Here is a 23,145-nt window from a genome sequence, read left to right on the forward strand (position 1 = left end):
ACTTGAATCGTGGCGCCCGTTTGCAGCATTAAACGGAGGGAGAGATGTTATTTTCGGCAAATCGCATCAGGATCGCGGCAGCCTGCGCTCTGGTGGCCTGACCCAGAGGGTCTAGCCGTTGATCGCCTACTCCGGCAATCAAGCCCTGGTCCACCGCCCAAACCATCGCCGGCTGTGCCCAGTCGCTGGTCTGTGTTCCATCGGTAAAAGCGAACAGACTGCCCTCTGCCGCGGGACTTCCTGCATAGCGCCACAGCATGGCTGCCAGCTGTTCCCGGGTGATGGCGTCATTGGGACCAAATCGACCGTTGCCGTAGCCCGCGGCCACATCTGCGCTGTCCGCCCAGCTGATGGCCTTTCCGTACCAGTCCTCCAGCGTTACGTCGTCGTAGTCCAGGGCGCCGTCCACCATCGGACTGCCCTCCAGCCGCCAGAGAATCGTGACGATCATACCGCGCGTAATGGCGGTATTGGGTTCAAAGGTGCTTTCGCTGGTACCCACCATCAAACCGTTCTCCACGCAGTAGTGTACCCCATCATGATACCAGGCCAAACGGTCCGCATCGGTGAACGGCGCCATGGGACAGCTCTCGTCCCGTGGACACGCCGATGTACTGGCCGTCTGACGGAACGTTACGGTAATGGTCACCTTCCCAGTAGGCTGCACAAAGGTATATGTCCCATCGCCGTTGGGGGCAACTTCTACCGGCTTGCCATTCGGGTCTGTGACGATGACCTCATCGACGGTATATCCTTCCTCGGGTGTCGGCGTAATGGTCACTTTGTCACCCTTTTGCGGGGAACTCGGCTTGACGGAAACCGAACCATGTTCTGGCTGCTCTACCTTGGGCGGATAAACCGTCATCGAGGACCCGCCGCCAGAACTACCGCCCTGGTTTCCACTGCTGCTATCGCTGTATCCGATGGCATAGGTCGAGAAGCACTTGACGTACAGCGTCAGTTTGGTCTTGTCACTGCTGACGGTGAAATATTCGCCCAGGTCCGAACTCGGTGTCATGGTCAATTCCTGTGCTGTACCATTGTGAACCCGATAAACCGAATAGCTGTTTTTTCCCTGCAATTGAGCGGGCAGCGGTAGCAGAACTTCCAGCAGGACGTTAGCTTGTGTAATGTTTTCGCTGTCTGTTTTGTTTCCCTCTTTGTCAAAGACCTCTTTTTCCAGCTTGTAGTCCATGACCAGCCCTACGGTAACGGAATCGTCCTTCTTCGCTGCGATTTTTTCCATATCGCTCGAGATGGAGGTATCTCCTCGCTGCTTTTCCTCCGCGTTGAAGGTGATCTCGACCTTGCCGCCTTCCTTGACGTTTTTCTGATCGTCTTCGGTATATACGGTCTCGTCAGTGTTCTCAAACATGGTATCCAGCTTGCCTACGACGATGTCCGGGCTGCCGGGTGTCACTTTGACAATCGAATTGGTGGCGCCCTTCGGCAAGGTAGCATCGCAGATCTTATCTGCTGTTGTAATTTCCACCTTGCTGGTAACCGTGCGCACGTCCTTGGTCACCACCAGATTGTAAATACCCGGCATCAGATCGGTAAATCCATAGGTTCCGTCCGCCTCTGTGGTGGTTTCGCCGATCTTGTTCGCGCCCAGCCACAGGCTGACCACTGCATTTTCCACATTGGCATCCGTACCGTCGGTTTTCTCTGTGATGGTACCGGATACTTCAAATACTTCCTGCCACTGGGCGGTAAAGGTCACATCCGCGCCGGGCATGGTGAAGCGATCGCCGGGCTGGTAGGTCTTGCCGTCATAGAGCCAGCCCATAAATTTGTAATTCGCCTTTTCATATCCACACTCGGGCAGGGTGAGGACACTGCCGCTGGCCGCTTGCAGCTCGGTCATGCTGCCGCTAGCCCCTTCCCCGCCTGCAAAGGACACGGTATACAATACCGGCGGGGCCTGGGTGATGGTGAGGGTACCCACCTGCATAGTATCGCTGCCGTTGGTGTGGCGGTAGTTGGAATCGGTGATCTTCACCCAGATCTCATAACTGCCCACCTCCTTCGGAGAGGATATCTCTGTGCCGTTCTGCCGGTAGGTGACGGTGTATTTGGTAAACGTAGCGTCATCGGCGGTCACGGGAGCTTTCTTTTTGCTGCCGTCGGCCTGCACCGCGTTATCCTTCACGATAAAAATCACCGGCTTGGGCTGAATGGTCAGTGTGGCATTTTCGTTTTTCAGGGTGTAGTTTGCTGTATCGGTACCGTTTAGGGCAGCGGTCAAAGGATGACTGCCTGCTGTTTGCTTCACTCCCGTGATATTGACCGAAACATCATCGCCTTCCACCACACCAGAAAGTGTCACTTGTGCCTCTGCCATTTGGCCGTATACCCAATAGAGCCCCGACCAAGTGGCAAAAATCGACCTTTCCGCAATGGTGAAATCGGCTGTGGCAGTCACGGCTTCGTGGTTGGCCGTTGCCGCAAAGGTAGCGGTGACCGTATACTTGCCCGCATCGGTGGGAACGGTGTCGCTGTCATATGACACACCGCCACTCGTGGTACCCGTGTAGTGGTAGGTAACATGGTCAATGCCATTGGTACTCGAACTGGGGACCGGCTGCTTAGGTGGCTCGCCGTAGGTCCAGCTTTCGATCGTAACCGAAGCATTTCCCGTAGCCGTGATAATTTCCCATGCTAGTTTTGTGTTTGCACCCCCCTCCAAAGTATAATTGGGGTTGCTCAAACCAGTGACCGTTGTCTCGTAGTTGCCCACAGCCGTCCCCTGCGTGATGCCATCGTAGGTTAGTTCGCAAGAGTCCCCTTGCACTAAATTGGAAATAGTCGCAGCGACTGTATGCTCCTGACCATCATAAGGGATCGGTGCTGTGTAATTCCAGTTCAGTGTTACCGGGCGGGGCACAATTTTGATCGTTACTGTGTTGCTAGGGATGGTCTGTGTCTGGCCGTCTTCGCTCACCGTGAGCTCTACTTGATAACTGCCGCTGTCGGATATATTGGATAGTGTGAGGGTCCGTCCTGATTGACCGCTCAATACCGCTCCATCCTTATACCATGTATATGTGGGGTCCATATCCCCCGCTGCATTTTGCGTAACATCGGCAGTCAGTGTGACCGTTTCACCGTAGGTGACATCCGTATGGCTGGCTGTCAGCGTCACAGAGTACGCACTTTGTTTCCAATGGGCCGTAAGCGTGAGGTCTTTCTTCACCTCACCAGTCGGAAAGTCCCATCGGCTGGACCCGTCGTACCACCCATCAAAAATAAACCCAGGATAAGTAGGTGCCGAAGGTTCTGTTGCCTTGCCGCCACTTACCACCAGCTGTGAACTCACCTCGCTGCCGCCGTCACTATCAAAAGTGATGCTGTGGACCTGGATATCTTTTTGAGTCGTCACGCCGGCGTTGGAAATAGCCGTGAAGGTGTATGTCCCTGCCTCGGTCACAGTATACGATTCGCCGACATCCACAGCTTGGCCGCCATCCTTGACAACTGTGACCCGCTCATTGCCCGAAGAGGTGATCTCCAAGGTCAAACTGCTCGCGCCCGTTTCACCGCCGGTGATCTGCAAGGTTGGCTTACCGGTGTTGATCTGGATGGGACCTACAAAACCGCTGGTGATGTTGGCGGGGCGGTCTGTCCCGTCACCATAGGTACCAGCTGTGTTGTCGGTGACCTCATAGTAGATATACCAGGTGCCATCCTCGCTTACGGTCACATTACCGCCTGTATTCGAGGAAAAGGGAGTCAAATCGGTGGGCGTTTCGGTATTGTTGTCTACGATTTTGTATTTGGCTGTATCGAGTCCGCTGCCGCCCTGGTCTTCTATATCAAACTTGACGGTCACCGCTTTCGACTGCCATCCTGTGGATGCCCAGTCATGGGATACGGTGGGGGCTGTGGTATCGATTTTGTCGATGGTATAGCTTGCCGAATTGCTGCCACCGTAGATATTGTCTACCACAGACACCTCATAACTGCCATTTTGGGACACCAGAATGGTGCCGGATGCATCGGTGGTGGTTCTGCCATCCGGGAGCGTGACCACACAGTTATCGGTATGCTCCCCGACCAGCTTCCACTCCAACGTCTGCGTCTCGTTGGTCCAAGTCGTGCCGTCCCATGGGGTAAAATCTGTGCCGGTGTTGTCGAGCAGACCTATGGTGATGGTGGGGGCGTAATTTTTCGCGCCCTCCTCGGAAATCACCTGATAGGCCGGGGAACTGACAGTAACGGTATGCCCCACATTATCGGTCACGCGAAGATGAAGGTAAATGTCCGCTTCGCTTGCCTCACTGGCATGATAGGTCAGTGAAGTGTTGTTGTCCCCGATCGAAGCCCAACCGTTATCGGGTGCGGTTGCCGAACTGCTCCATACATACTCTGCTGTTTTTACCCCGGACTGGGTATCGCCATAGTCTATTGGTAAGGTAATGCTATGGTAAACGCCAGCCTTTTGGGTAGGCGTATTGGCCGTCATATCTCCGATGGAGGCAGTCGGGTCGATGGTGTCGATTTTGCTCACCTCAGCAGTGGCAGTAACCGCTTCTCCGCTTTTGGATACACAGCGGAAGGCATAGGTGCCGTTTTGGTTCACGGTGACGCTGCCGCCGGAAACTGCCTGCCATACACCATCACCATAGCGATACTCCACGGTACCGTTTTGGGCGTTTACTGTTATGGTGCGGCTGGTTGCCCAGTCATCATTATTGACAGAGACGCTGATCGAAGGCGGCTGGACTGGATCTGGGTCGCCGGAACTGCTGAAATCAACACTGGTGCTCTTGTAGACCAGCGCGCCGTTTGAGTCGCAGATACCCAGCACATGAAGGTACCAGGTACCGCTTTCTTGCCGAGTCATGGCCGTAAAGCCGGTAGTCTGCGCTGCCGCCAGCTCATCACTGGTCAGGGGAATCCAGCCGGTGGCGGGCATGGCGCTGCTCTGTGACCAGGCATACCGCAGGGAGGTGGTATCGTTGTTGGCATTCGAAATAGTGGCACGGCCTACACCACCAGAGATGGAACCGGCAGAAAGGTCAAAGGACGGTGTCCGGGTGTCCACATCGGCTGGAACCTCGCCGCTGACCGCAGGAGTGTTCCCATTATCCGCCATATCCTTGATGGTGGCGTTGGTGCCGGTAACAGAAAGCGTGCCGCTGGCATTTGCGGGCACCGTACCAGTGAAGTAGAGCACGTTGGTGTCCCCGCCGCCCGCATAGGTAGCAGTACCCCAGCTGGTACTGATGGTCTTGCCGCTCAGTGTACTGTTTTGACTGTCCACGATCTCATCGAAAATCAGGGACACGGTAAAACTGTCTCCCACCCGATAGGTGCTGCCGCCCATGTCGGCAACCGCCAACAACGTGGGTTCGTGATCGTCGATGAACTGGTAGTGGTGGACGACATTCTGCGTATACCATGCGTCACTACCCGAACCACAGGCGCCGTAGGAGGTAGTAATCTGCTCAGTGTTTACGGAAAAGGCAATATAGTCCCCTGTATCAGTCCCCGTCCACTCCTCCTGTTTCAGGTTAGACTGACTGGGGAAAGTTCCCGCAGGAAAATGATAGGAATACCAGTTGGCGTCATTTTTGCTCTTGCCATGTTCAAAGAGGGCCGTATACCCTGCTGGTATAGATGTTGAATAGGAGCCGCTCAGGTTATCATCGTAAGGATAAATAGAGGTGTCAGTGTCACCCCCCGGTACAATCTGGACAGCCTGATAGCCACTCTCCTCTTCTCTGGCATCAAAGGTCACATAATAACGGATTTCGTCGGACACGGCCTGCACATAGGCTTGGATGCTTTGGTCAGGCTGAACATCAATATGCTCCTGTCCGCTACCAGGCGTACCATTTGTCCAGCCCAACTTTCCATCGACGTCGTAATCGCCGCGCTTGGTTTCAGTTGGGCGGCTATCTGTCTTTTCTGTAAATTCATTACGGTCAACCGTCGTGTTCCCCGTCATGGTGCGGGTAGCTGCGGCCCGGCTGCCCTCGATCACGGCGCCGCCATCCACCCGGTAGATCTCCACCGAATAGGTGCGGCTGGCGTTAGAATACCCGGTGGCGGCATTGCCGTCATACTGCGCGTTGACGTCGTACTCGGTAATGGTGATGTCTGCGGACGATTGGCCGTCGGGAATGGTCACGGTGCCGTTTTTATGTTCAAAGTGGGTACCGCCCACGGCAGAGCCATTTACGGTACGATAGTAAACCGTCTGCTCCCCGTCAGTGCCGCCGCTGCGGCTGACGGTAAAGGTATTGTTATTGTTATTTTGAATCGTAATTTTGCCATAGCTGGGGATGCTGTCACCAACAATGGCCTGAGGGCCGTAGTAAATGACATCACCGACTTTGGCGTAAGCCCTGGCGTAGTAGGGTACGCCCTGCGCCAGTTGCACTGTGGTGCTGATGGAATCCCCCGGTGTTGTCACCGGGCTGGATGTTGTAAATTTCCCGTTGTTGACCGTAGTCGTAGGGCTGCTGATAACGCCCCAGACGATGCCGGTCTCGGTGATGGTGTCGGGCCCTGGCTCCCATAAGATCGCCGAGAGGGTACCGCTGTCATAAACCGGAGCATCAAAAGTCAGTGGGCCGGGCAGCACCTTCAAAGTCACATTCTGCGTGGTTTGATTGCCTGCCGCATCCTGAACCGTGACGGAAACCTGCTTCTCGCCTCGGCTTTGAGCGGTGGTATTGTCTGCGTTCACCGTGACGGTGCATCCGGTCACCGATTCATTGTCCGTGATCTTCAGAGCAGCCTTGATGGAGTTTTTCACCACTTCGCCGGTCGTGCCGGTCATCACCTCCACCGTGCCGCAGGTAAAGGTGGGGGCTTGGGTGTCCTTCCAGACCGCAGTCAGGGTGTAGCCGTCAGCCTTATAACCGATGGTGTCTCCGGGCTGGTATTGCTCCCCATCTGCATCCTCCCAGCACTGGAATTCGTATCCCCCGGTACGGGTAGGACAGTCGCTGGCGACCTGTATGGACCCGCCTGGCTGGATACCCTGATTGGCAGGCATTCCCGATACGTTCAGCGCACCGGGCTGATAGATCACTGCGCCGGGCAGGGTCACTTGACCTTGGATGGTATTTCCGTCATTATCCGTGATGGTAACGGTGGCGGCTTGCCCGCTGCACTGCACCGTGTAACTCCGAGGGTCCAGCTTGACGGTCTGGCCGTCTCCATAGGTCAGCTTCACCGTATAGTCGGCACTGTTATTCGAAGCGGTGCGGCCGGGGTCGTTGATGTAGACGGTCACATTGTCCCATGTAATTTCTGCGGTTTGATAGGTGTAGGCATACAGCGGCCCACAATTCTGCGCGCCGCCGGCCCAGCAGAAATAGCGGTACTCGGCGGGATTGGAAGTACCTGGTACTTGGTACAGTCCGCCGCCGCGGCAGGAGTCAAACCCCTTACCCGGCTTTACTACATTGACATAGACAGCAGCCTCGATCTCCTCTGGAGGAACGCCCTGGAACATATAATAATACGCAACCATGTATTGCCAGGATTTGTTCTCTTTGTCTGTGGCCTCCAGCATCGCACCGGAACCCAGCTGCGCTACGGCGTCACTCTGGCCGTACGTCCCGTCTAAAAAGGCGTAGGTGGTGCCTGGGACAAACTGCGTTGTCTCCACAAAATCGTAGTAGATGAATCCCGTGCCGGAGCCTGCTCCTTTGGGCAGTTCCAGCGCGCCGGCCGCTGCCGCCGGAGTCCCCACGGCAGGTACCATGCCCAAAACCAGACACAGCACGAGAAGTATGCTCAACCATCGTTTTTTCATTTTGTTCCTCCTGTTTTGTCACGCTGACCCTTTACTCGCTGCACGCCTCAAATGATCGTGCAGCGCAAACCGCATGTCGCGCTGTTTTTATTCGATTTGTATATCCGGCCAACAGCAGATTCCTACTTCCAGTGCCACCAGGCACTTGAGGTGAAAATCTGCATAGCGGCAGAACCAGCACTGTCTGCCATCGATGGGCAGGTGCTCTTTTCTCGGAGTGAATTCCGGACAGTTCTGCCGGGGCCATACACTGCCGCCTGGTTTGGGGGCGGGCAGGGATTCCCGCCGGTCGCAATATGCTTTACAGTCGTACCGCATAGCCAGTCCTCCTTTTGGCAATCCCTACTTGACGTTTTTTTGCTCCCATGCTATTTTCATTGTACAAAATACCGTGAAATCTGAAAGCATTTGTTCAAAATTCGAACTTTTTTGCGCAAAATTTGTTCTACGTGGAAAGGTGGATGTCCGTGCGTCGGACACCATATGTGTCGATTCAAAAAAATTGTTCGATCATGCAGCGACATCATGTTTGAGGAAAGACTGGGATAGACGGCTAAAGGGGAATTTGTTATGACAAATATAATGTTTCTCGTTTTTCGCACTTTTTTAATTACAATCATGACCGTTGGAATGATGGCAAGCTTGACCGAATTTCGTTTTGGACGCCGAAAGCTCCTATGCATCATGGCAGTTTGCAGCATTTGGGTGATTGCTTCCAGCCTGATGATCCTGTGTCTGGGTGGAGAACTGCTGCTGCTCCGTGTGTTTTTTTTCACCATTTCTATTCCGTCTACGCTTCTCACATACTGGGCAGCGAATGATAGCCCTACGCAGGCAGTGTTCAACTACACAACGCAGATTATGGTGTCTGCCTTGTCAGCCTCGATGATTCGCTGGCTGACAGAGTCCCTCGGTCTTTCCATAATTGTGAATGTCCTGCTCATGTGTGCATTTTATATCACAGCGATCTATTTGGAATGGCGTTTTCTGCGGCGCCCCTTTCGTATACTGATTAAGGTTATCCCCAGCCATTGGGGCGTACTTACTCTGATTCCCTGTGTGTTCTGCGCCTATTTGATTTTCGTATCTTCCTGGCCAAACAGTTATCTGGAAAACTTTCCGCAGCGCATCTATGTTTACGCTGCCATCATTCCGCTGGTTTTTGTATATATTGCCGTATTTAAAAGCCTTGTGGCACAGTACAAAGCCCAAATGGAACTACAAAGCGCTACCCTGCTGACCATGCAGATCTCCGCTCTGAAAGAAAAATTACAGAAGGTGAAAGAGGTAGAGGAAGACATCCGCATCCAGCGCCATGACCTACGTCATCAATTTCAGACTGTCACAGAACTGGTATCCCGCGGAGATCAAACCGCTGCTCTGGATTTTCTGGATGCTGCCCAGAAACGGCTGGATGAGCATCAGGCAATCCGCTGGTGCCACCCGCCGATATTAGACGCCGTGTTTTCCTCTTACTTTGATCAGGCCAAAAGTCAGGGGATCCCGGTAGAGTCCAAGATCTCCCTACCAGATGTCCTGCCGGTGGATGAGGGCGAACTCGCCATCGTTCTGGCCAACGCACTGGAAAATGCCATTCATGCAAATCTGAAATTGCCGGCAGCCCATCGAATGATCCGCTGCAAAATGATGGGAACTCCCAGCATCATGTTAGAAATTTCCAATCCCTATATCAGCTCGTGCTCTTTTGATCATGACGGCCTGCCGGTTGCGCGGCAGGAAGGGCATGGTCTGGGCGTGCAATCCATCTCTGCTTTCTGCCGGAAAAACGGAGCCGTCTGCCAGTTTGACCTGGCAGATGGCTGGTTCCGGTTAAGACTGGTATTATAAAACTGAAAAGCAAAGCGGTTCCTACGGTATGGGTAGGAACCGCTTTTTCGTCTCCTTTCCACGAGGATGTCATCCTTGCAAGAACGACGCCATATATTTTAAACGAAATCCCTTGAGACAGGAGTTCGTCAACATGGCAAAACCATACGCTTCTCTGGAACGCATTGACAACAACCGCCCCATCACTCCGGAAACAGATCATAAATTCCTGTATCGCTTGCAAAGTGGTCTGCTGTTGGCCCTCAAAGAGAACGAACGGCTGAGCGAACCGCAGTATCGGTATGCGCAGGAGCAATTGGACCGGCAACGCCGGGAACAAATCAAAAAGCTTCCGCAGAAGGGAGTCCGTCCATGATGCGAGTGGCCGGCTATTGCCGGGTTTCGACCGATCAGGAAGATCAGGCCAACTCTTTTGAATCCCAGCAGCGCTATTTTCAGGAATATATTGCCGCAAATCCGGACTGGGAGCTCTATGCGATCTACGCCGACGAAGGCATTTCAGGTACCAGCACCAAAAGGCGTACCCAATTTCACCAGATGATTCACGATGCCCATGCGGGAAAGTTTCAACTGATCCTGACCAAAGAGGTCAGCCGTTTTTCCCGCAATATCGTCGATACGCTCAGCTACACCCGCGAACTCAAACGGATTGGCGTTGCGGTGGAGTTTGTGACCGACCACATCAATACCATGGACAGCGACGGTGAACTGCGCCTATCCATCATGGCCACCCTGGCCCAGGACGAAAGCCGCAGGACCTCAAACCGCGTGGTTTGGGGACAGACCCGGCAGATGGAAAAGGGTGTAGTCTTTGGACGTTCCATGCTGGGCTATGATGTCGTGAACGGCAAACTCATCCTGGAACCGAACGGCGCAGAGCTTGTCCGTCTGATTTTCCGGAAATATGCGGTGGAGCAAGTCGGCACCTCGGAAATCGCCCGTTTCCTGACCCGCGAAGGATACCGTACCTACCGCGGCAGCAAATGGAACGCCCATGCCATCCTCAAGATTTTGAAGAATGAAAAGTATGTAGGCGATTTGGTGCAGAAGAAAACCTATACCCCGGATTATCTGACCCATGAAAAGCGCGCCAACCATGGACAGGTGCCGCTGATCTGCATAGAAAACCATCACGAACCCATCATCAGTCGGGATATTTGGGATCTGGCCCAGGCGCGCATGCAGCAAAACAACAAACACCGAACCGGGCAAAACGGTCATTCCAACCGCTATGTATTCTCGGGAAAAATCAAATGCGCCCTATGTGGTGCCAGCTTTGTGGGCCGCATCCGAACTTTAAAGGATGGCACAAAGGTCCGCCGGTGGAGCTGCGGCACCGTGGTCCATGAGGGCAAGACCGGCTGCAAAATCGGCAGACTTGTCCGGGACGATGACGCGATGCACATGCTGAAAATAGCGGTCAAAAACCTTCCGCTCGATACCGTGTCGATAGTTCATACTGTGACCGTGCTGGCGTTGGATGCCATCCGGTTCACCGAAAGAAACGCAAAAGACGAGCCAGAGCAGCTGCGATTGGAACTGGAGCGCCTCGCGCACAAAAAGGCAGCCGTGATGGATTGCTATTTTTCCGGCGACATCCCTAAAGAGGATATGCTGGCGATGAAAAGGCGGTACGAAATGCAGGCGGAATCCTTTGCAGCGCGACTGGAAAAAGCGGCATCCAACAAGCAGCATGATAGTATGGAGCAGCTGAAAGAGACCATCCAGGCAGAAGTGACCGCCCTTTTAAACTTTGACGCCGAGAGCGACGTGCTGTGCAAGATGGTACTCAAACGCCTCACTGTGTTCCCCGACCGACATATGGAACTGCATCTCAATGGCCTGCCGCAGGTATTTCGGTTCCAATGAATAAAGCCGCCCCGGGTCTTCCGGGACGGCTTTTCGTTATGCGCTTTTGCAGGTGTCATGATGACCCTTCGGTACCGATGTCGGTCAGAATCCCCTTGCACTCCTTATAGGGCATTGTATATCGCTGGTTGAGATACCGGGTGGCAGCGCTCAGTTCGCCATCCGGGCCGCCAAGCTGGGTCAAGATCAGTTTCGCGGTCGCCGGGTCCGGATTTTTGATCTTTACCGGATATTGCAGTTTTTTTTCATAATCCCACATCAGTTATCCGCTCCTTCCCACGGCCAGGGATCGTCGATCCAGCGCCAGTGCATGGTATCTTGTGCATGCTTCATGGTCAGCGGCCCGAACTTGGCTTCGTAATCGGCCACCGCCTGATCATACATCTTTGTTACTTTGTTGTGGTAGGCGAGTGCAGCGGCATCCTTGGGATGGCCGTCTAAAAATAGCGCCGAATCCACCAGGGCGAAATCATACATCCGCACCTTTTGCAGCAACGTTTCCCGTTCGGTCATCGCGGCAGCGCCTCCTCTCCTAAAAACGGTTTGTCAAGCGAGGGGAAAATGGTACCGCGCTTTAGCGCGACATCAAAAGCATACGGGGTCTCCCATGCCTGCCGCGGTACAAACGCCATGCCCAGCGATAAAAGATTGGGGTCAATGCTGTCGCTGGGCAGTTGGGTGCCGTTATCCGGGGTCTGGGTCCCGTCATCGGGCGTTACCTCGGGCGTGGGCAATTCTTCCGGGCCGGGATCGGGCGAAACCGTCACGTTATCGCCGCCATCCGGCCAGGGCAAAGTCGGGTCCTCTTCCCCACAGATCGGGGTGAGGTTCTTTTTTTTCAGCTCCATCCGCAGAAAATCTCCTTTTGAAAGCATTCGGCGGTCCTCCGCCGTACCCCATCCTATGCAGCCCCGGAAAACCGGGTTCCCCGCCCGGATGCAGACCCAAAGAATTTTGTGTGAAAAACAAAGACAAGTGTGCTATACTAAGTAAAGAACAGAAATAGGGAGGTTGCTCCAAATGTTGGATACCATTCGTTCCCAGTCCGCAGCTGCCATGCAGGCACTTGTCCAAGACGCCAAACTGATTCCCGGTGAGATCGTGGTGGTCGGTTGTTCCTCGAGCGAGGTCGGCGGCCATAAGATCGGCACCGATTCCAGCCCCGAGGTCGCTCGGGCCATTGTGGAAGGCATGCTACCCATTTTGCAGCGCGAAGGCCTGTATCTGGCCGCCCAATGCTGCGAACATCTGGGACGTGCACTCATTATAGAATATGACGCGGCCATGCGCTATGGACTTGCGCCGGTCAACGTCATCCCGCAGCCCAAGGCAGGCGGCTCGTTTGCCACGGCTGCCTATCAGGCATTCCGGCATCCGGTCGCGGTGGAATCGCTGCACGCGCAGGCGGCCGCTGGCCTGGATATTGGCGGCACCCTGATCGGCATGCACCTGCGTCCGGTAGCTGTACCGCTGCGCCTGCCCATGCGCCAGCTGGGCGATGCTATTTTGCTGGCCGCGCGTACCCGCCCCAAATTTGTCGGCGGCAGCCGTGCTGTCTATGACAGCAACTTGCTGTAATCCCCCCAAAAGGAGAATTTTATGACCATCAAAGCCGTTTTATTTGACCTTGACGACACCCTTTACGGTGATTTTGCAACTTGTGACCGGTTGGGCCTGCAAGCGGCCGGCCGCTATGTGGCCCAGGCCGCTGGGCTGGATGCCAGCCAGGCTGCCGAAGCCATGCACCGCGGCCGTCTGATGCTGCGCGATACCTGTAAAGATGAGCCGGAAAGCCATGACCGTGTTTTATTTGCCAAATGGGGCTTGGAATCGATGGGCGTCAACCCCATCCCCTATGCCGAAGGCATGCACGCGGCCTATTGGGAAACGGTACTTCATACCATGGAGCGGCGCGAAGGAGTATTCGAACTGCTCACCCGGCTGAAAGAAGCCAACATCCCGGTCGGCATTTGCACCAATATGCTGGCCGACATTCAAATCCGTAAATTGTGCCTGCTGGGCTTGGCCGACATCTGCGGCACGCTCATTACCAGCGAAGAAGCCGGACTGGACAAGCCGCATGCGCCCATCTTCCAGTTGGCGGTGAAGCGGCTGGGTGTCCCAGCGCAGGAAACTCTGATGGTAGGCGATAATTTTAACCACGACGTTCGAGGCGCACTTGCTGCCGGGTTGCAGGCCATGTGGCTCAATGTACACGGTCAGCCCGTGCCGGTTGCCGATACCCCGGCCTATATTGCTTCGGATTTCCCGGATGCCGCCCGGCAAATCCTCCGTTTGTGTGACCTTCCGACCCAATAAATCTTAGGAGATGATATCCCATGCACTTTCAGCTCACCCCCAAAGGCGTGTGTTCCCGCCGCATTTCGTTTGATTTGGACGGCAATGTCCTGCATAATGTAGAATTCCAGGGCGGTTGCCCCGGCAATCTGCAAGCGCTCAGCCGGGTTGTGGACGGTATGACCGTCGAACAGATCGAAGGCCTGTTCAAGGGCATCGACTGCGGCGGCCGCGGCACATCCTGCTCCGATCAGCTTGCCACGCTTGTGCGGCGCGCCTACGAGGAACAAGCCGGCCAATAAGGAGGGATCGTGTTGAAAAGCATTCTTTTTTTCGGAGATTCCAACACATGGGGCTTTGATCCGCGCACTGGCGGACGGTATGCCCCCGAGATCCGCTACACCGGACGGCTGCGCAGTCTGCTGCCCGACCAGTATGAGATCATTGAAAGCGGACTCAACGGTCGTACCACAGCCTATGATGATGGATTTGATGGATACAGCAGCGGTTCCAAAGCGCTGCCCATCCTGCTCAAGACCCACGACCCGATCGATCTGGTCGTGCTCATGCTGGGCACCAATGACCTAAAGGACCGTCTGGGCTTGACGGTCGATGATGTCGCCAAGGGCATGCGACGGCTGATCCACATCGTACACAGCCCCGGCATGTGGAACCTACGTCATGCGCCGGCGGTGCTGGTCGTAGCGCCCATGCTGCTCAATGAGCACACGCTGCTCACCTCGCCTTTTGGAGAAGTGTTCAGCGCCCGCTCGGTGGAGCGTTCCCGCAAATTGGGACATGCTTACGAAACCCTCTGTGCCGATGAAAGCATCCGCTGCTGCTGTTTTGATGCCGGGCAACTCGGCCCGGTGACTTCCTGCGACGGTGTCCATATGAGCCCGGACGATCACCGGCGTTTGGCCGATGCGCTGGCGTCCATCTTGTCGGCAATTCTCGGCAATTAAATTGCTTCCAAAGACGAAACGGAAAACCGTTTCGTCTTTTTTTCTCGCTTTTGAGGCAGAACGCATAGGCTGAACCGAATCATTCGAAGGAGGTTCTGCATATGAAATTCTTTTCTGCCCTGCGCACCCGATTGTCCGGCATGCCTGCCGTCGACCGCAGTCTGCTGATCTTTATGGTCATTCTACTGGCGCAGTCGGCCTATGGGTTCTTCTTCCAAGCGGTCGGACAAGCGGCCAGCGACATTGATGTCATTGTGCGCACGTCTGCGGCTGCCATCTTTGGTTATTTCCTCAGTGCCAATTTTGCTTCTTGCACGGCGTCTGCTCCCCAGACACCAGTGTCCACGTCTGCGCATATACTGCCAACGGCGGACAACGAAAACAACCGCGTGATGCTGAAACATCCCATCGGGTTCGGCGAACACGAATCCAATCTGGAATCCGGCGGCGCGCAGTCGGACGGAGGGAACGAAGCCGCTGCAACCTGCAGCCTGCAAATCGCGGTCGCCACCGGCATCGGTCTGTTTTGCCTTTTGGCACTGATCCTGCTGCGCAATGCTTCGCAATGGTTCCCGTCCCTGGCCGAATCGGATGCTATTGCGGCAACCATTGTGCAATTCCGCGACTTTGTATCCGGCTGTGTCGGCTTTTTGATCGGCTGTCCCTCCCGTGCGTCCCGCCAGACCCCATAATTTCATTCGGAGGTTTGTCAAATGCCTGACATCAAACAAGATCTGCTCGGTCTGCAGTACAGCGAAAACTTTCAGATTCAAGGGATGGAAGAGGCCAATATTGACCTGGAACTCCCCCCTGCCTCTGCGACCTCTGCCACGGTCTATGGTACCGTCACCGATGGGACCGATCCCATTGCGGACGCGACCGTCAAACTGTTCGACAAATCCGGTATGCCGTATAAACACACGCTGACCGATGAAACCGGTGCGTTTTCCATCTCCGGCATCCCGGCAGGCACGTACAGCCTGGGTGCGGTCAAGGATGGGTACCGCCTGAGCGATGCAGCCGGTGTGACGCTTTCGGAAAGTGCCACCACGCAGATCAACCTGCTTTGTACGGCGGATACCACCCTGTCCCTTGGTGCGATCGCTGGTATTTTGACGGCCGTTGACCTGGAGGGTGTTTCCAAGCCGCTGGCCGGTGCAAAAATCACCCTGCGCAACAGCGCCAACATCGAGGTTGCCACCACCTATACGGCCGATGACGGCGAATTTGCCTTCTATGATGTTGCCGACGGGGTGTATACCCTGCTGTCCTCTGCCGATGGCTACCGTTCGGTATCGTCCATGACTGCGACCATCCTGGGCGGCTCGATCGTCAACCTGACCATGTCCATGATCGTTGACACGCGCACCTATAACGGCACGGTCAGCGGTATCATCCGCAATCAGGCCGGTCAGGTTGTCGCTGGATGCTTTGTTGGCCTGTATCAGGTCACCAAAGAAGGCGCGGAAGTGCTGGTATCCATCACCAAGACCAACGCAGAGGGAAAGTATCTGTTCGGCGGTGTCACCGGCGGCCAGTATCTGGTCAAGGCAAAGCTCAACCGATAAACCCAGGGCTTTGGTTTAGCCGCCGTTTCTGCCTGGCACCGGGGCAAGAAGCCAATGTCTCGCTTTGTCTGCATTCCAAGGATTGCAGTGTGCAGGTCCAGGTAACGGACTTTCAGCCGCTGGACCAAGTCATCCTGCGCCTGGGCTGCCGACGGGGATTTTGGGCCAAAACGCTGCTCTGCCAGGGGAAATCGCTGTTTTGTGACCTATGTCCGGGCGCTTATCTGTTAACGCTCCGGCGACAGAGGCAGCAGCTTCAAATTCTGCTGCACCTGCTGCCCGGCAGGCATATCGCCCTGCACTGTGTGTTCCAAACGGGCTGCATCTGCTGGCAGCCCCTTGCATCTCCCCCATCTTCGTAACAGGAAAACAGCCGGCGCTGCATGCAGCGCCGGCTGTCTTTTTAAAGGGATAACTGTCCGTTTTTCACGGCCGGGGTACCGGCCTGACGGTCATGAATCTGGCGCGCCCAGTAGACCACCGGGGTATCGGCCAGAGAGGTTACAATGAAAATAATGTAGCTCGACCAGGCAATGGATACCAGCGTCGGCACATCATAGGTGCCCCAAAAGGCAAATGCGGTGAACAGAACGGCATTTAAAAGCTGGGACAGCAGGGTCGAACCATTGTTACGCAGCCACAAGAAGCGTCGGCTATCGCCAAACCGCTTGGTTGTCAGCCGCCACCAGAAATGATACATCCACACATCAAAAATCTGGGCGATCGCATACACGGCCAGGGAGGCAATCATCATCCGCGGGGTATTGGAAAAGACCTGCGCAAATGCCGGATAGACCTGATCGTTTGCACTGACCTGATATTGCAGCCAGGACTGCGACACCAGAATGAACAGCACCGAAGTGGCAATGCCGACATAGACCGCCTTTTGCGCGGCGGCTTTGCCCTCGGTTTCCGACAGGATGTCGGTGACCAGGAAAGTCGTCGCAAACAGGATATTACCCAGCGTCATTTCCATTCCAAAGGCATCCACCAGCAGCATGACTTCAATATTGGCTGCAATGGTGGCAAACACGGTAAACCCATACATCCCGGCGCGGCCAAACAGCCGGTACCAAAACAGTACCGCACCATACAGCACCACCAAGGATACAATCAGAATAATTTCGTTTCGCATGATGTTCCTCCTTTAACCGACCCCAAAATCGGTGTTTTCCAGCAAAATATCCACCCGGGGATCGTCCCGGTACTGCGGGTAGATTTTCTGGATAAAGATGTCCCGAACGGCGGCATCCGGCCGAATGGGCGTGGTGTTTTCCACCATCAGATTGACGCACACCCGCTCGAAATGAGCCAGTCCGGTTTGGATATCGTGCTGCATGGACTCCTCGGTCTGTCCGGTCAGGCCAAACAGCAGACAGCATTCGTCAAAAGGTGCAGCAATCACCGCCGGGTCACTTTCCCCTATGCCCTTGTGCAGCACATTCTCTCGAAACGCGCGGTCAAAGGTCTCCACCCCGGTTTTAACTTTCACCTGGACGCCTACCTGGGCAAACCGCTCCCGCAAGGCCGGCAGCACCCGCCGGTGCATCCAATGGCATTCAAAATGCAGAATGCGGATGTCCTTGTCCCGGCAGACCTGCTCAATGCGGTCGATGGTTTTGGCATCCAGTTCGGGGAACGACCCCGAATTGATGACTTCCAGATGGTGATAGCACCCGGTCACCTGCTCCAAAGCCTGGACATTGAGCGCATAATTGCTTTCCGCGTCGCTGCTGCCGTCGGTATGATAGTCGCAAAAGGCGCAGCGCAGCCACTGGCAGCCCAGCCCGCGCAGCAACACGATCTCCCGTGGATTTTTGTCCTCAATCACCGCATAACGCACCATGATGGATTCTCCTTTTCGGCAAATAAAAAAGTGCCTTCCGTTTAGAACGCACCATCAAAAAGCCCATGACCTCCGCACAGGATGCCCCGGCGGCGCATGGATGTCCTAGTTTTGTTTAGAGACAGGATGGTTACGAACTGTCTTATCCAATTTTACCGACACTCAGTATACCACACCCATTGCACAAACGCAAGAAAAAAACACCGGAAATTTTTCCGGTGCTTTGTCGGTTCACGCGCTGGTATGCTCCTGCCGCCGTCTTTGCAGGTCCTGTTCGACCAGCATCAGCCCCTGCTCATACCGTTCGATTTTATCGTTGAGGCGGTCGAGCGACGCCTGCATTTCTTCCATCCGCTCGATGAGCTGGGCGCGCTGCTCGATGAGGATGGCTTTGCGCGCATCCACCGTCGCATCCCCTTGCTGGAACAGGGCAACATATTCGATCAGGGCTTCGATCTGCACCCCGGCCTTGCGCATGCACTTCATCAGCTCGATCCACCGGCAAGACTCCTCATCATAGTCGCGGATGCCGCTTTTGTTGCGCGGTACGGGCGGAATCAGTCCGATCCGTTCATAATATCGCAGTGTATCGGCAGAAATGTCATATTGCTTGCTCACCTGTGCAATGGTCATGCCGGTCCCCTCCTCTGTTTTTGCCATTGTAACACTTGAAGTGGGCTCCAAGTCAAGACCAAAATACGCGGTCGCTGCATTTCGTGCGCATTGCCTGTCGTTTCGTGCGGAGCCGGTTGATTTTTGAAGGTCCGTGCTTTATGCTGGATTTGTCCAAACGATACAGCACAGAATACGGCAATCCGAATCGTTGCGGTTTCCTTACCTTTTCTTTTGTCTGGACGCCCGTAATGGCAGATGCGGGTCGCACAGACCTCTCCTTTTGCTGTATATTCTGGGAACAAAAAGCCCCACGGTTTTCGTGGGGCTTTTTGTTATTGTACTGCCTGCAGCCCTTGCTGCAAGTCGGCCAGAATATCTGCAATGTGTTCGGTGCCGATCGACAGGCGGATGGTCGTCGGCGTGATGCCGCAGGCACGCAGTTCGTGCTCTTCCATCTGGGAATGGGTGGTCGACGCCGGATGGATGACCAGGCTCTTGACATCGGCCACATTGGCCAGTAGCGAAAACAGCTCGAGCGATTCGGTAAACCGCCGTGCCTGGTCGGCGCTGCCCCGCAATTCAAAGGTGAAGATCGAACCGCCGCCGTTGGGATAATACCGGTCATACAGTTCCCGCTGCCGTCCGGTTTCCAGCGACGGATGATGCACCCGCTCGACCATGGGATGATCTTTCAGGAAATCCACGACTTTTTGCGCATTCTCCACATGTCGCTCCATGCGCAGCGGCAAGGTTTCCAGGCCTTGCAGCAGCAGGAACGCATGGAAGGGCGACAGGCAGGCGCCCTGGTCACGCAGCAGGGTCGTGCGTGCCTTGACGATGTAGGCCTGCGCGCCGCATGCCTCGGTAAAGACCACACCGTGATACGAACGATTGGGCGTCGACAGGCCGGGGAACTTATCGCTTGCGCCCCAGTCAAAATGTCCACCGTCTACGATCACGCCGCCCAGCACGGTGCCGTGACCGCCGATGAACTTGGTCGCCGAATGTACCACGATGTCTGCCCCGTGTTCCAGCGGCCGGAACAGGTAGGGGGATGCAAAAGTATTGTCTACGATCACCGGAATCTGGTGCTGGTGTGCGATAGCTGCCACAGCCTCCAAATCAATAATATCGCAGTTCGGATTGCCGAGCGATTCCACAAAGATCGCCTTGGTTTGCGGAGTGATGGCGCGGGCAAAATTCTCCGGGTCGGAAGCATCCACAAAGGTGGTGGTGATGCCTGATTCGGGCAGGGTATTGGCAAACAGATTATAGGTCCCGCCATAGATGCTCGCCGAGGACACGATGTGATCGCCCACGCCTGCAATATTGCGCACCGCATAATCAATCGCCGCCGAACCGGACGCCGTAGCCAGCGCCCCGACGCCGCCTTCCAGCGCCGCCATGCGCTTTTCAAACACTTCGACGGTGGGGTTGGTCAGCCGGGAATAAATATTGCCGCCTTCTTCGAGCGCAAAGCGCGCAGCGGCCTGGGCCGCGTCATCAAAAACATATGAACTGGTTGCATAAATGGGGACGGCCCGTGCACCGGTCGCGGGGTCGGGGGTCTCCTGCCCTGCATGCAGGGCTAAGGTTTCAAAACGATAATTCTTCATAAAATGCCATTTCCTTTCTGTTGTCAATGTGTTGGGCAATCGTCCCTTCACATTCGCCCGTTTCGGAAATTGGCACGCAGGAGAAGAGTAAAATAAAATTGCATCCATTTTCCTACCTTTCCAATAGGATATTTGGAATTATAACATTTCTCCTCTGTATTGTCAACCGCTTGATCCAGTGATTTTCCGGAATGTACACGCTTTTTACACCAAATCTTCAAACTTACCCGGTATACTTGGAAACAAATGAGATTTTTTAGGAAAGGCTGAGGCACCGTGAAAACTACATTCCCGCCCTTGCGCAGAGTTGCTGCCGTTTTGCTCTGCCTGCTTTTGATTGTCCCACAAACCGCCGCATTTGCCGCCCAGACCCAAACTGCATACGCAGATAGTCTGTATAAGCTGGGCGTATTCTACGGCACAGAAAACGGCTATGAACTGGACCGCGCACTCACCCGTGCGGAGGGCGTCGCCCTTCTGGTGCGCATGTTGGGTGCGGAAGAAGAAGCCCAGCAGATGTCCGGTACCCAGACGCCTTTTACCGATGTGCCCGATTGGGCGTCCGGTTATGTCGCCTATGCCTATGAAAATGGGCTTGTCGCCGGCATTGGGGACACCATGTTCGGGTCGGAAATGGCGATGACCATGCAGATGTATACCGTCCTGATGCTGCGTGCACTGGGCTACACCGAAGCCGATGGAGATTTCACCTATGTGCAAGCGCTCTCGTTTGCCCAATCGATTGGTCTGCTGGATGAACAGACGGTGGAAGACATGACTTCGAGCACATTCACCCGCGGGGATGCCGCCGAGCTGACCTATTACACGCTGCGCTTTCCCGTAGACGGAAGCAGCGTCCTGCTGGTCGAACAGCTGGCTGGCAGCGGCAAGCTGGATGCCACCGCAGCCAGCCAGTTTTTAGCCACTGTCGTGTCCGAACAATCGAAGACCGAACTCTCCCTTTCGGAAATCGCTGCCAAAAAGGAAAGTGTGGTTCTGCTGGAAGGCCCCACCTCCGAGGGAGTTGCTCAGGGCAGCGGCGTAATCCTTTCCTCCGATGGGCTGATCGTCACCAACTATCATGTCATCGACGGTATGCAGTCCATGACCGTCACCTTTGACGATGGCTCGGTTTATGACGGCACGGTCTATGTAGAGGACACCTCGGAATCTCTGGATTTGGCGCTGCTGCGCATCAACCGCACCGATCTGACGCCGGTCACCATTGGTGACTCCACGTCGCTGGCCGTTGGGGATACGGTCGTCGCCATCGGCAGCCCCTATGGTCTGCAAAATACCGTTTCCGAAGGCATTATCTCGTCCATTCGGGACAATGAATTGCAGATTACGGCTGCCATCAGTTCGGGCAGCTCAGGCGGCGCGCTGTTTAACGCGCAGGGAGAACTGATCGGCGTGACCTATGCCGGTATCACGGCTGGACAGAATCTGGGGTTTGCCATCCCCATCCATGCACTGGAGGAGCTGACCGACCGCAACCACCAAACCCTGGCCGATTTTTATGCGGAAAACAGCGCCGTATCCGCACCTTCCGGCCTGCGCCTTGTACAGTCATCGGGCAATACGTTGTATCTGCAATGGGATGCCGTAGACAATGCAGACTATTATCTGCTCTATTATCGCACGGGCTCCAATCAAGATTATACCCTTTGTTCGGATTTTGGCTCCCCGCATCGCTTCCAGCACAGCAGCCCCTATTCGGCCGCTTTGACCATCCGCAGCGGTGTTTCCTATGAATTTGCTGTGACAGCCGTATGCGATGGTGTGGAATCGGAAAAAAGTGCCGTTTTGAAAGCTTCTGTATAAAAATAAACCGGGTGATTTGCAGCAAATCACCCGGTTTTATTTAGTCTTTGGGGTCCAATCCCTTTCGGAACAGTTCCATCATCGTATGGGTCAAATCCAGCGGATTGGGGGTTTCCGGCACATCTTCCCGACGCACCCAAACGCCTTCCTTGAGTTCTTGCCGGTCGAGCGTAATGGTATCATCCCCATCCAGATCGGCCCAGAATCCCAACATCAGGGTACCCGAAAAGCCCCATGGCTGGTTGCCATGGTACCGCAGATTCTTGATTTTAAGACCGACTTCTTCCATAGCCTCCCGGTGCACAGTATCTTCCATGGTTTCGCCGATCTCGATGAATCCTGCAATGAGCGCATACCGCGGCGTTGCCCGGTCGGCGTATTTGGTCAGGACAATGCGGTCGCCATCGCGAATCGCCACGACAATCGCCGGCGCAATGGTCGGATACACAATGGCATTGCAGACCGGGCATCGCATGGCGCGCTCTTTTTCATCGCGTTGATTGGGCGTACCGCAACAGCCGCAAAACTGGTTGGCACGGTACCACCGGTACAGATGCAGAGCCGTTGCCCCAGCCAGTGCCATATAAGGGCCTTCCATGGTTCGGCAGGCTTCCACCCGGTCCATCTCCAAGCCGCCGCGTACCGCGTCCGTGACTTCCCACAACAGGAAGAACGCCGTATCATCGATCGAAAATAAGTACACCAAATCCTCATCCGAAACGCCCAACTTGCGCATCCGGGTCACGGTTGGATAACGTCCCCCATCAAGCAGCGCGCCGCGGCCATCGAATACGGTCACCAGGTCGGTTTCCCGCGGTTTGGGGTTTTGAAACTCATTGTGATACACATGCGGTGCAATTTCTTGCAGCATCTTTTGTCCACCGTCCTATCTTTCTAGAATTCCACCGGAAATTATTATACT

21 protein-coding genes are annotated in these 23,145 nt (G+C 55.0%); 11 read left to right on the plus strand and 10 right to left on the minus strand.

Translation table 11 applies throughout. The features are described 5' to 3' along the window. Positions 1 to 28 precede the first annotated feature (28 nt). On the minus strand, positions 29 to 7,774 hold the full coding sequence (locus tag EFB11_RS04045) for an S-layer homology domain-containing protein (protein WP_122789045.1): 7,746 nt from the start codon (positions 7,772 to 7,774) through the stop codon (positions 29 to 31). Positions 7,775 to 7,861: 87 nt separating this feature from the next. Then, complete coding sequence (locus tag EFB11_RS04050) at positions 7,862 to 8,092, minus strand: hypothetical protein (RefSeq protein ID WP_122789046.1); 231 nt, start codon at positions 8,090 to 8,092, stop codon at positions 7,862 to 7,864. Positions 8,093 to 8,416: 324 nt separating this feature from the next. Between EFB11_RS04050 and EFB11_RS04055 the strand changes: the two genes are divergently transcribed. The 3 genes from EFB11_RS04055 (at position 8,417) to EFB11_RS04065 (ending at position 11,491) form a co-directional block, all read left to right on the plus strand. Continuing rightward, on the plus strand, positions 8,417 to 9,622 hold the full coding sequence (locus tag EFB11_RS04055; protein ID WP_164706594.1) for a sensor histidine kinase: 1,206 nt from the start codon (positions 8,417 to 8,419) through the stop codon (positions 9,620 to 9,622). Positions 9,623 to 9,755: 133 nt separating this feature from the next. Beyond that, positions 9,756 to 9,977 (plus strand): hypothetical protein, encoded by a 222-nt coding sequence (locus tag EFB11_RS04060; RefSeq protein WP_122789048.1) that lies wholly within the window; start codon positions 9,756 to 9,758, stop codon positions 9,975 to 9,977. Then, positions 9,974 to 11,491 carry a recombinase family protein gene (locus EFB11_RS04065; protein ID WP_122789049.1) on the plus strand — a complete coding sequence of 506 codons (1,518 nt, stop codon included), beginning with the start codon at positions 9,974 to 9,976 and terminating at the stop codon, positions 11,489 to 11,491. The genes EFB11_RS04060 and EFB11_RS04065 overlap by 4 nt, the downstream gene beginning before the upstream one ends. 55 nt (positions 11,492 to 11,546) lie before the next feature. On the opposite strand, the gene EFB11_RS04070 is transcribed toward EFB11_RS04065, so the two are convergent. Genes EFB11_RS04070 through EFB11_RS17510 form a run of 3 tightly spaced genes read right to left on the minus strand, consistent with a single transcriptional unit; the run spans position 11,547 to position 12,339 of the window. Continuing rightward, the gene (locus EFB11_RS04070; protein ID WP_122789050.1) at positions 11,547 to 11,750 is read right to left on the minus strand and encodes a manganese catalase family protein; all 204 of its coding nucleotides are present in this window, start codon (positions 11,748 to 11,750) and stop codon (positions 11,547 to 11,549) included. Further along, positions 11,750 to 12,004, minus strand: coding sequence for a spore coat protein CotJB (locus tag EFB11_RS04075; RefSeq protein WP_122789051.1), 255 nt, complete (start codon positions 12,002 to 12,004; stop codon positions 11,750 to 11,752). The genes EFB11_RS04070 and EFB11_RS04075 overlap by 1 nt, the downstream gene beginning before the upstream one ends. Then, positions 12,001 to 12,339: a spore coat associated protein CotJA gene (locus EFB11_RS17510; RefSeq protein ID WP_442906814.1), complete on the minus strand. Its 339-nt coding sequence runs from the start codon at positions 12,337 to 12,339 to the stop codon at positions 12,001 to 12,003. Before EFB11_RS17510 ends, EFB11_RS04075 begins: the two co-directional genes overlap by 4 nt. A 172-nt stretch (positions 12,340 to 12,511) precedes the next feature. Between EFB11_RS17510 and EFB11_RS04085 the strand changes: the two genes are divergently transcribed. From EFB11_RS04085 to EFB11_RS04115, 7 genes are all read left to right on the plus strand, one after another. Further along, entirely contained in the window at positions 12,512 to 13,069 is a 558-nt protein-coding gene (locus EFB11_RS04085; RefSeq protein WP_122789052.1) for a TIGR01440 family protein, read from the plus strand. A 21-nt stretch (positions 13,070 to 13,090) separates the two neighbouring features. Then, positions 13,091 to 13,810, plus strand: a complete 720-nt coding sequence (locus EFB11_RS04090; protein ID WP_122789053.1) for an HAD family hydrolase — start codon at positions 13,091 to 13,093, stop codon at positions 13,808 to 13,810. 20 nt (positions 13,811 to 13,830) lie between these two features. Next, a complete protein-coding gene (locus EFB11_RS04095) occupies positions 13,831 to 14,091 on the plus strand; it encodes a TIGR03905 family TSCPD domain-containing protein (RefSeq protein ID WP_122789054.1) in 261 nt (86 codons plus the stop codon). A 12-nt stretch (positions 14,092 to 14,103) separates the two neighbouring features. Further along, positions 14,104 to 14,754 (plus strand): GDSL-type esterase/lipase family protein, encoded by a 651-nt coding sequence (locus EFB11_RS04100; RefSeq protein ID WP_164706595.1) that lies wholly within the window; start codon positions 14,104 to 14,106, stop codon positions 14,752 to 14,754. Between the two features lie 101 nt (positions 14,755 to 14,855). After that, positions 14,856 to 15,446: a hypothetical protein gene (locus tag EFB11_RS04105; protein ID WP_122789056.1), complete on the plus strand. Its 591-nt coding sequence runs from the start codon at positions 14,856 to 14,858 to the stop codon at positions 15,444 to 15,446. Positions 15,447 to 15,467: 21 nt separating this feature from the next. After that, positions 15,468 to 16,322 (plus strand): carboxypeptidase-like regulatory domain-containing protein, encoded by an 855-nt coding sequence (locus EFB11_RS04110; protein ID WP_122789057.1) that lies wholly within the window; start codon positions 15,468 to 15,470, stop codon positions 16,320 to 16,322. Between the two features lie 89 nt (positions 16,323 to 16,411). After that, on the plus strand, positions 16,412 to 16,684 hold the full coding sequence (locus EFB11_RS04115) for a hypothetical protein (protein WP_122789058.1): 273 nt from the start codon (positions 16,412 to 16,414) through the stop codon (positions 16,682 to 16,684). 41 nt (positions 16,685 to 16,725) lie between these two features. On the opposite strand, the gene EFB11_RS04120 is transcribed toward EFB11_RS04115, so the two are convergent. The 4 genes from EFB11_RS04120 to EFB11_RS04135 all read right to left on the minus strand — a co-directional run bounded on the left by EFB11_RS04120 (position 16,726) and on the right by EFB11_RS04135 (position 20,399). Further along, on the minus strand, positions 16,726 to 17,457 hold the full coding sequence (locus tag EFB11_RS04120; RefSeq protein ID WP_122789059.1) for a queuosine precursor transporter: 732 nt from the start codon (positions 17,455 to 17,457) through the stop codon (positions 16,726 to 16,728). Between the two features lie 12 nt (positions 17,458 to 17,469). After that, positions 17,470 to 18,168: a radical SAM protein gene (locus EFB11_RS04125; protein WP_122789060.1), complete on the minus strand. Its 699-nt coding sequence runs from the start codon at positions 18,166 to 18,168 to the stop codon at positions 17,470 to 17,472. A 231-nt stretch (positions 18,169 to 18,399) separates the two neighbouring features. Then, positions 18,400 to 18,801 (minus strand): MerR family transcriptional regulator, encoded by a 402-nt coding sequence (locus EFB11_RS04130; RefSeq protein WP_122789061.1) that lies wholly within the window; start codon positions 18,799 to 18,801, stop codon positions 18,400 to 18,402. Between the two features lie 314 nt (positions 18,802 to 19,115). Continuing rightward, complete coding sequence (locus tag EFB11_RS04135) at positions 19,116 to 20,399, minus strand: O-acetylhomoserine aminocarboxypropyltransferase/cysteine synthase family protein (protein ID WP_122789062.1); 1,284 nt, start codon at positions 20,397 to 20,399, stop codon at positions 19,116 to 19,118. A 276-nt stretch (positions 20,400 to 20,675) separates the two neighbouring features. On the opposite strand from EFB11_RS04135, the gene EFB11_RS04140 reads away from it, so the two are divergent. Next, positions 20,676 to 22,223 (plus strand): trypsin-like peptidase domain-containing protein, encoded by a 1,548-nt coding sequence (locus EFB11_RS04140; RefSeq protein WP_164706596.1) that lies wholly within the window; start codon positions 20,676 to 20,678, stop codon positions 22,221 to 22,223. 40 nt (positions 22,224 to 22,263) lie between these two features. Here EFB11_RS04140 and nudC read toward each other — a convergent pair whose 3' ends face one another. Beyond that, the gene (gene nudC / locus EFB11_RS04145) at positions 22,264 to 23,094 is read right to left on the minus strand and encodes an NAD(+) diphosphatase (RefSeq protein WP_122789064.1); all 831 of its coding nucleotides are present in this window, start codon (positions 23,092 to 23,094) and stop codon (positions 22,264 to 22,266) included. Positions 23,095 to 23,145 lie beyond the last annotated feature (51 nt).

Source organism: Intestinibacillus sp. Marseille-P6563 (genome assembly GCF_900604335.1).
Taxonomy (GTDB): Bacteria; Bacillota; Clostridia; order Oscillospirales; family Butyricicoccaceae; genus Butyricicoccus_B.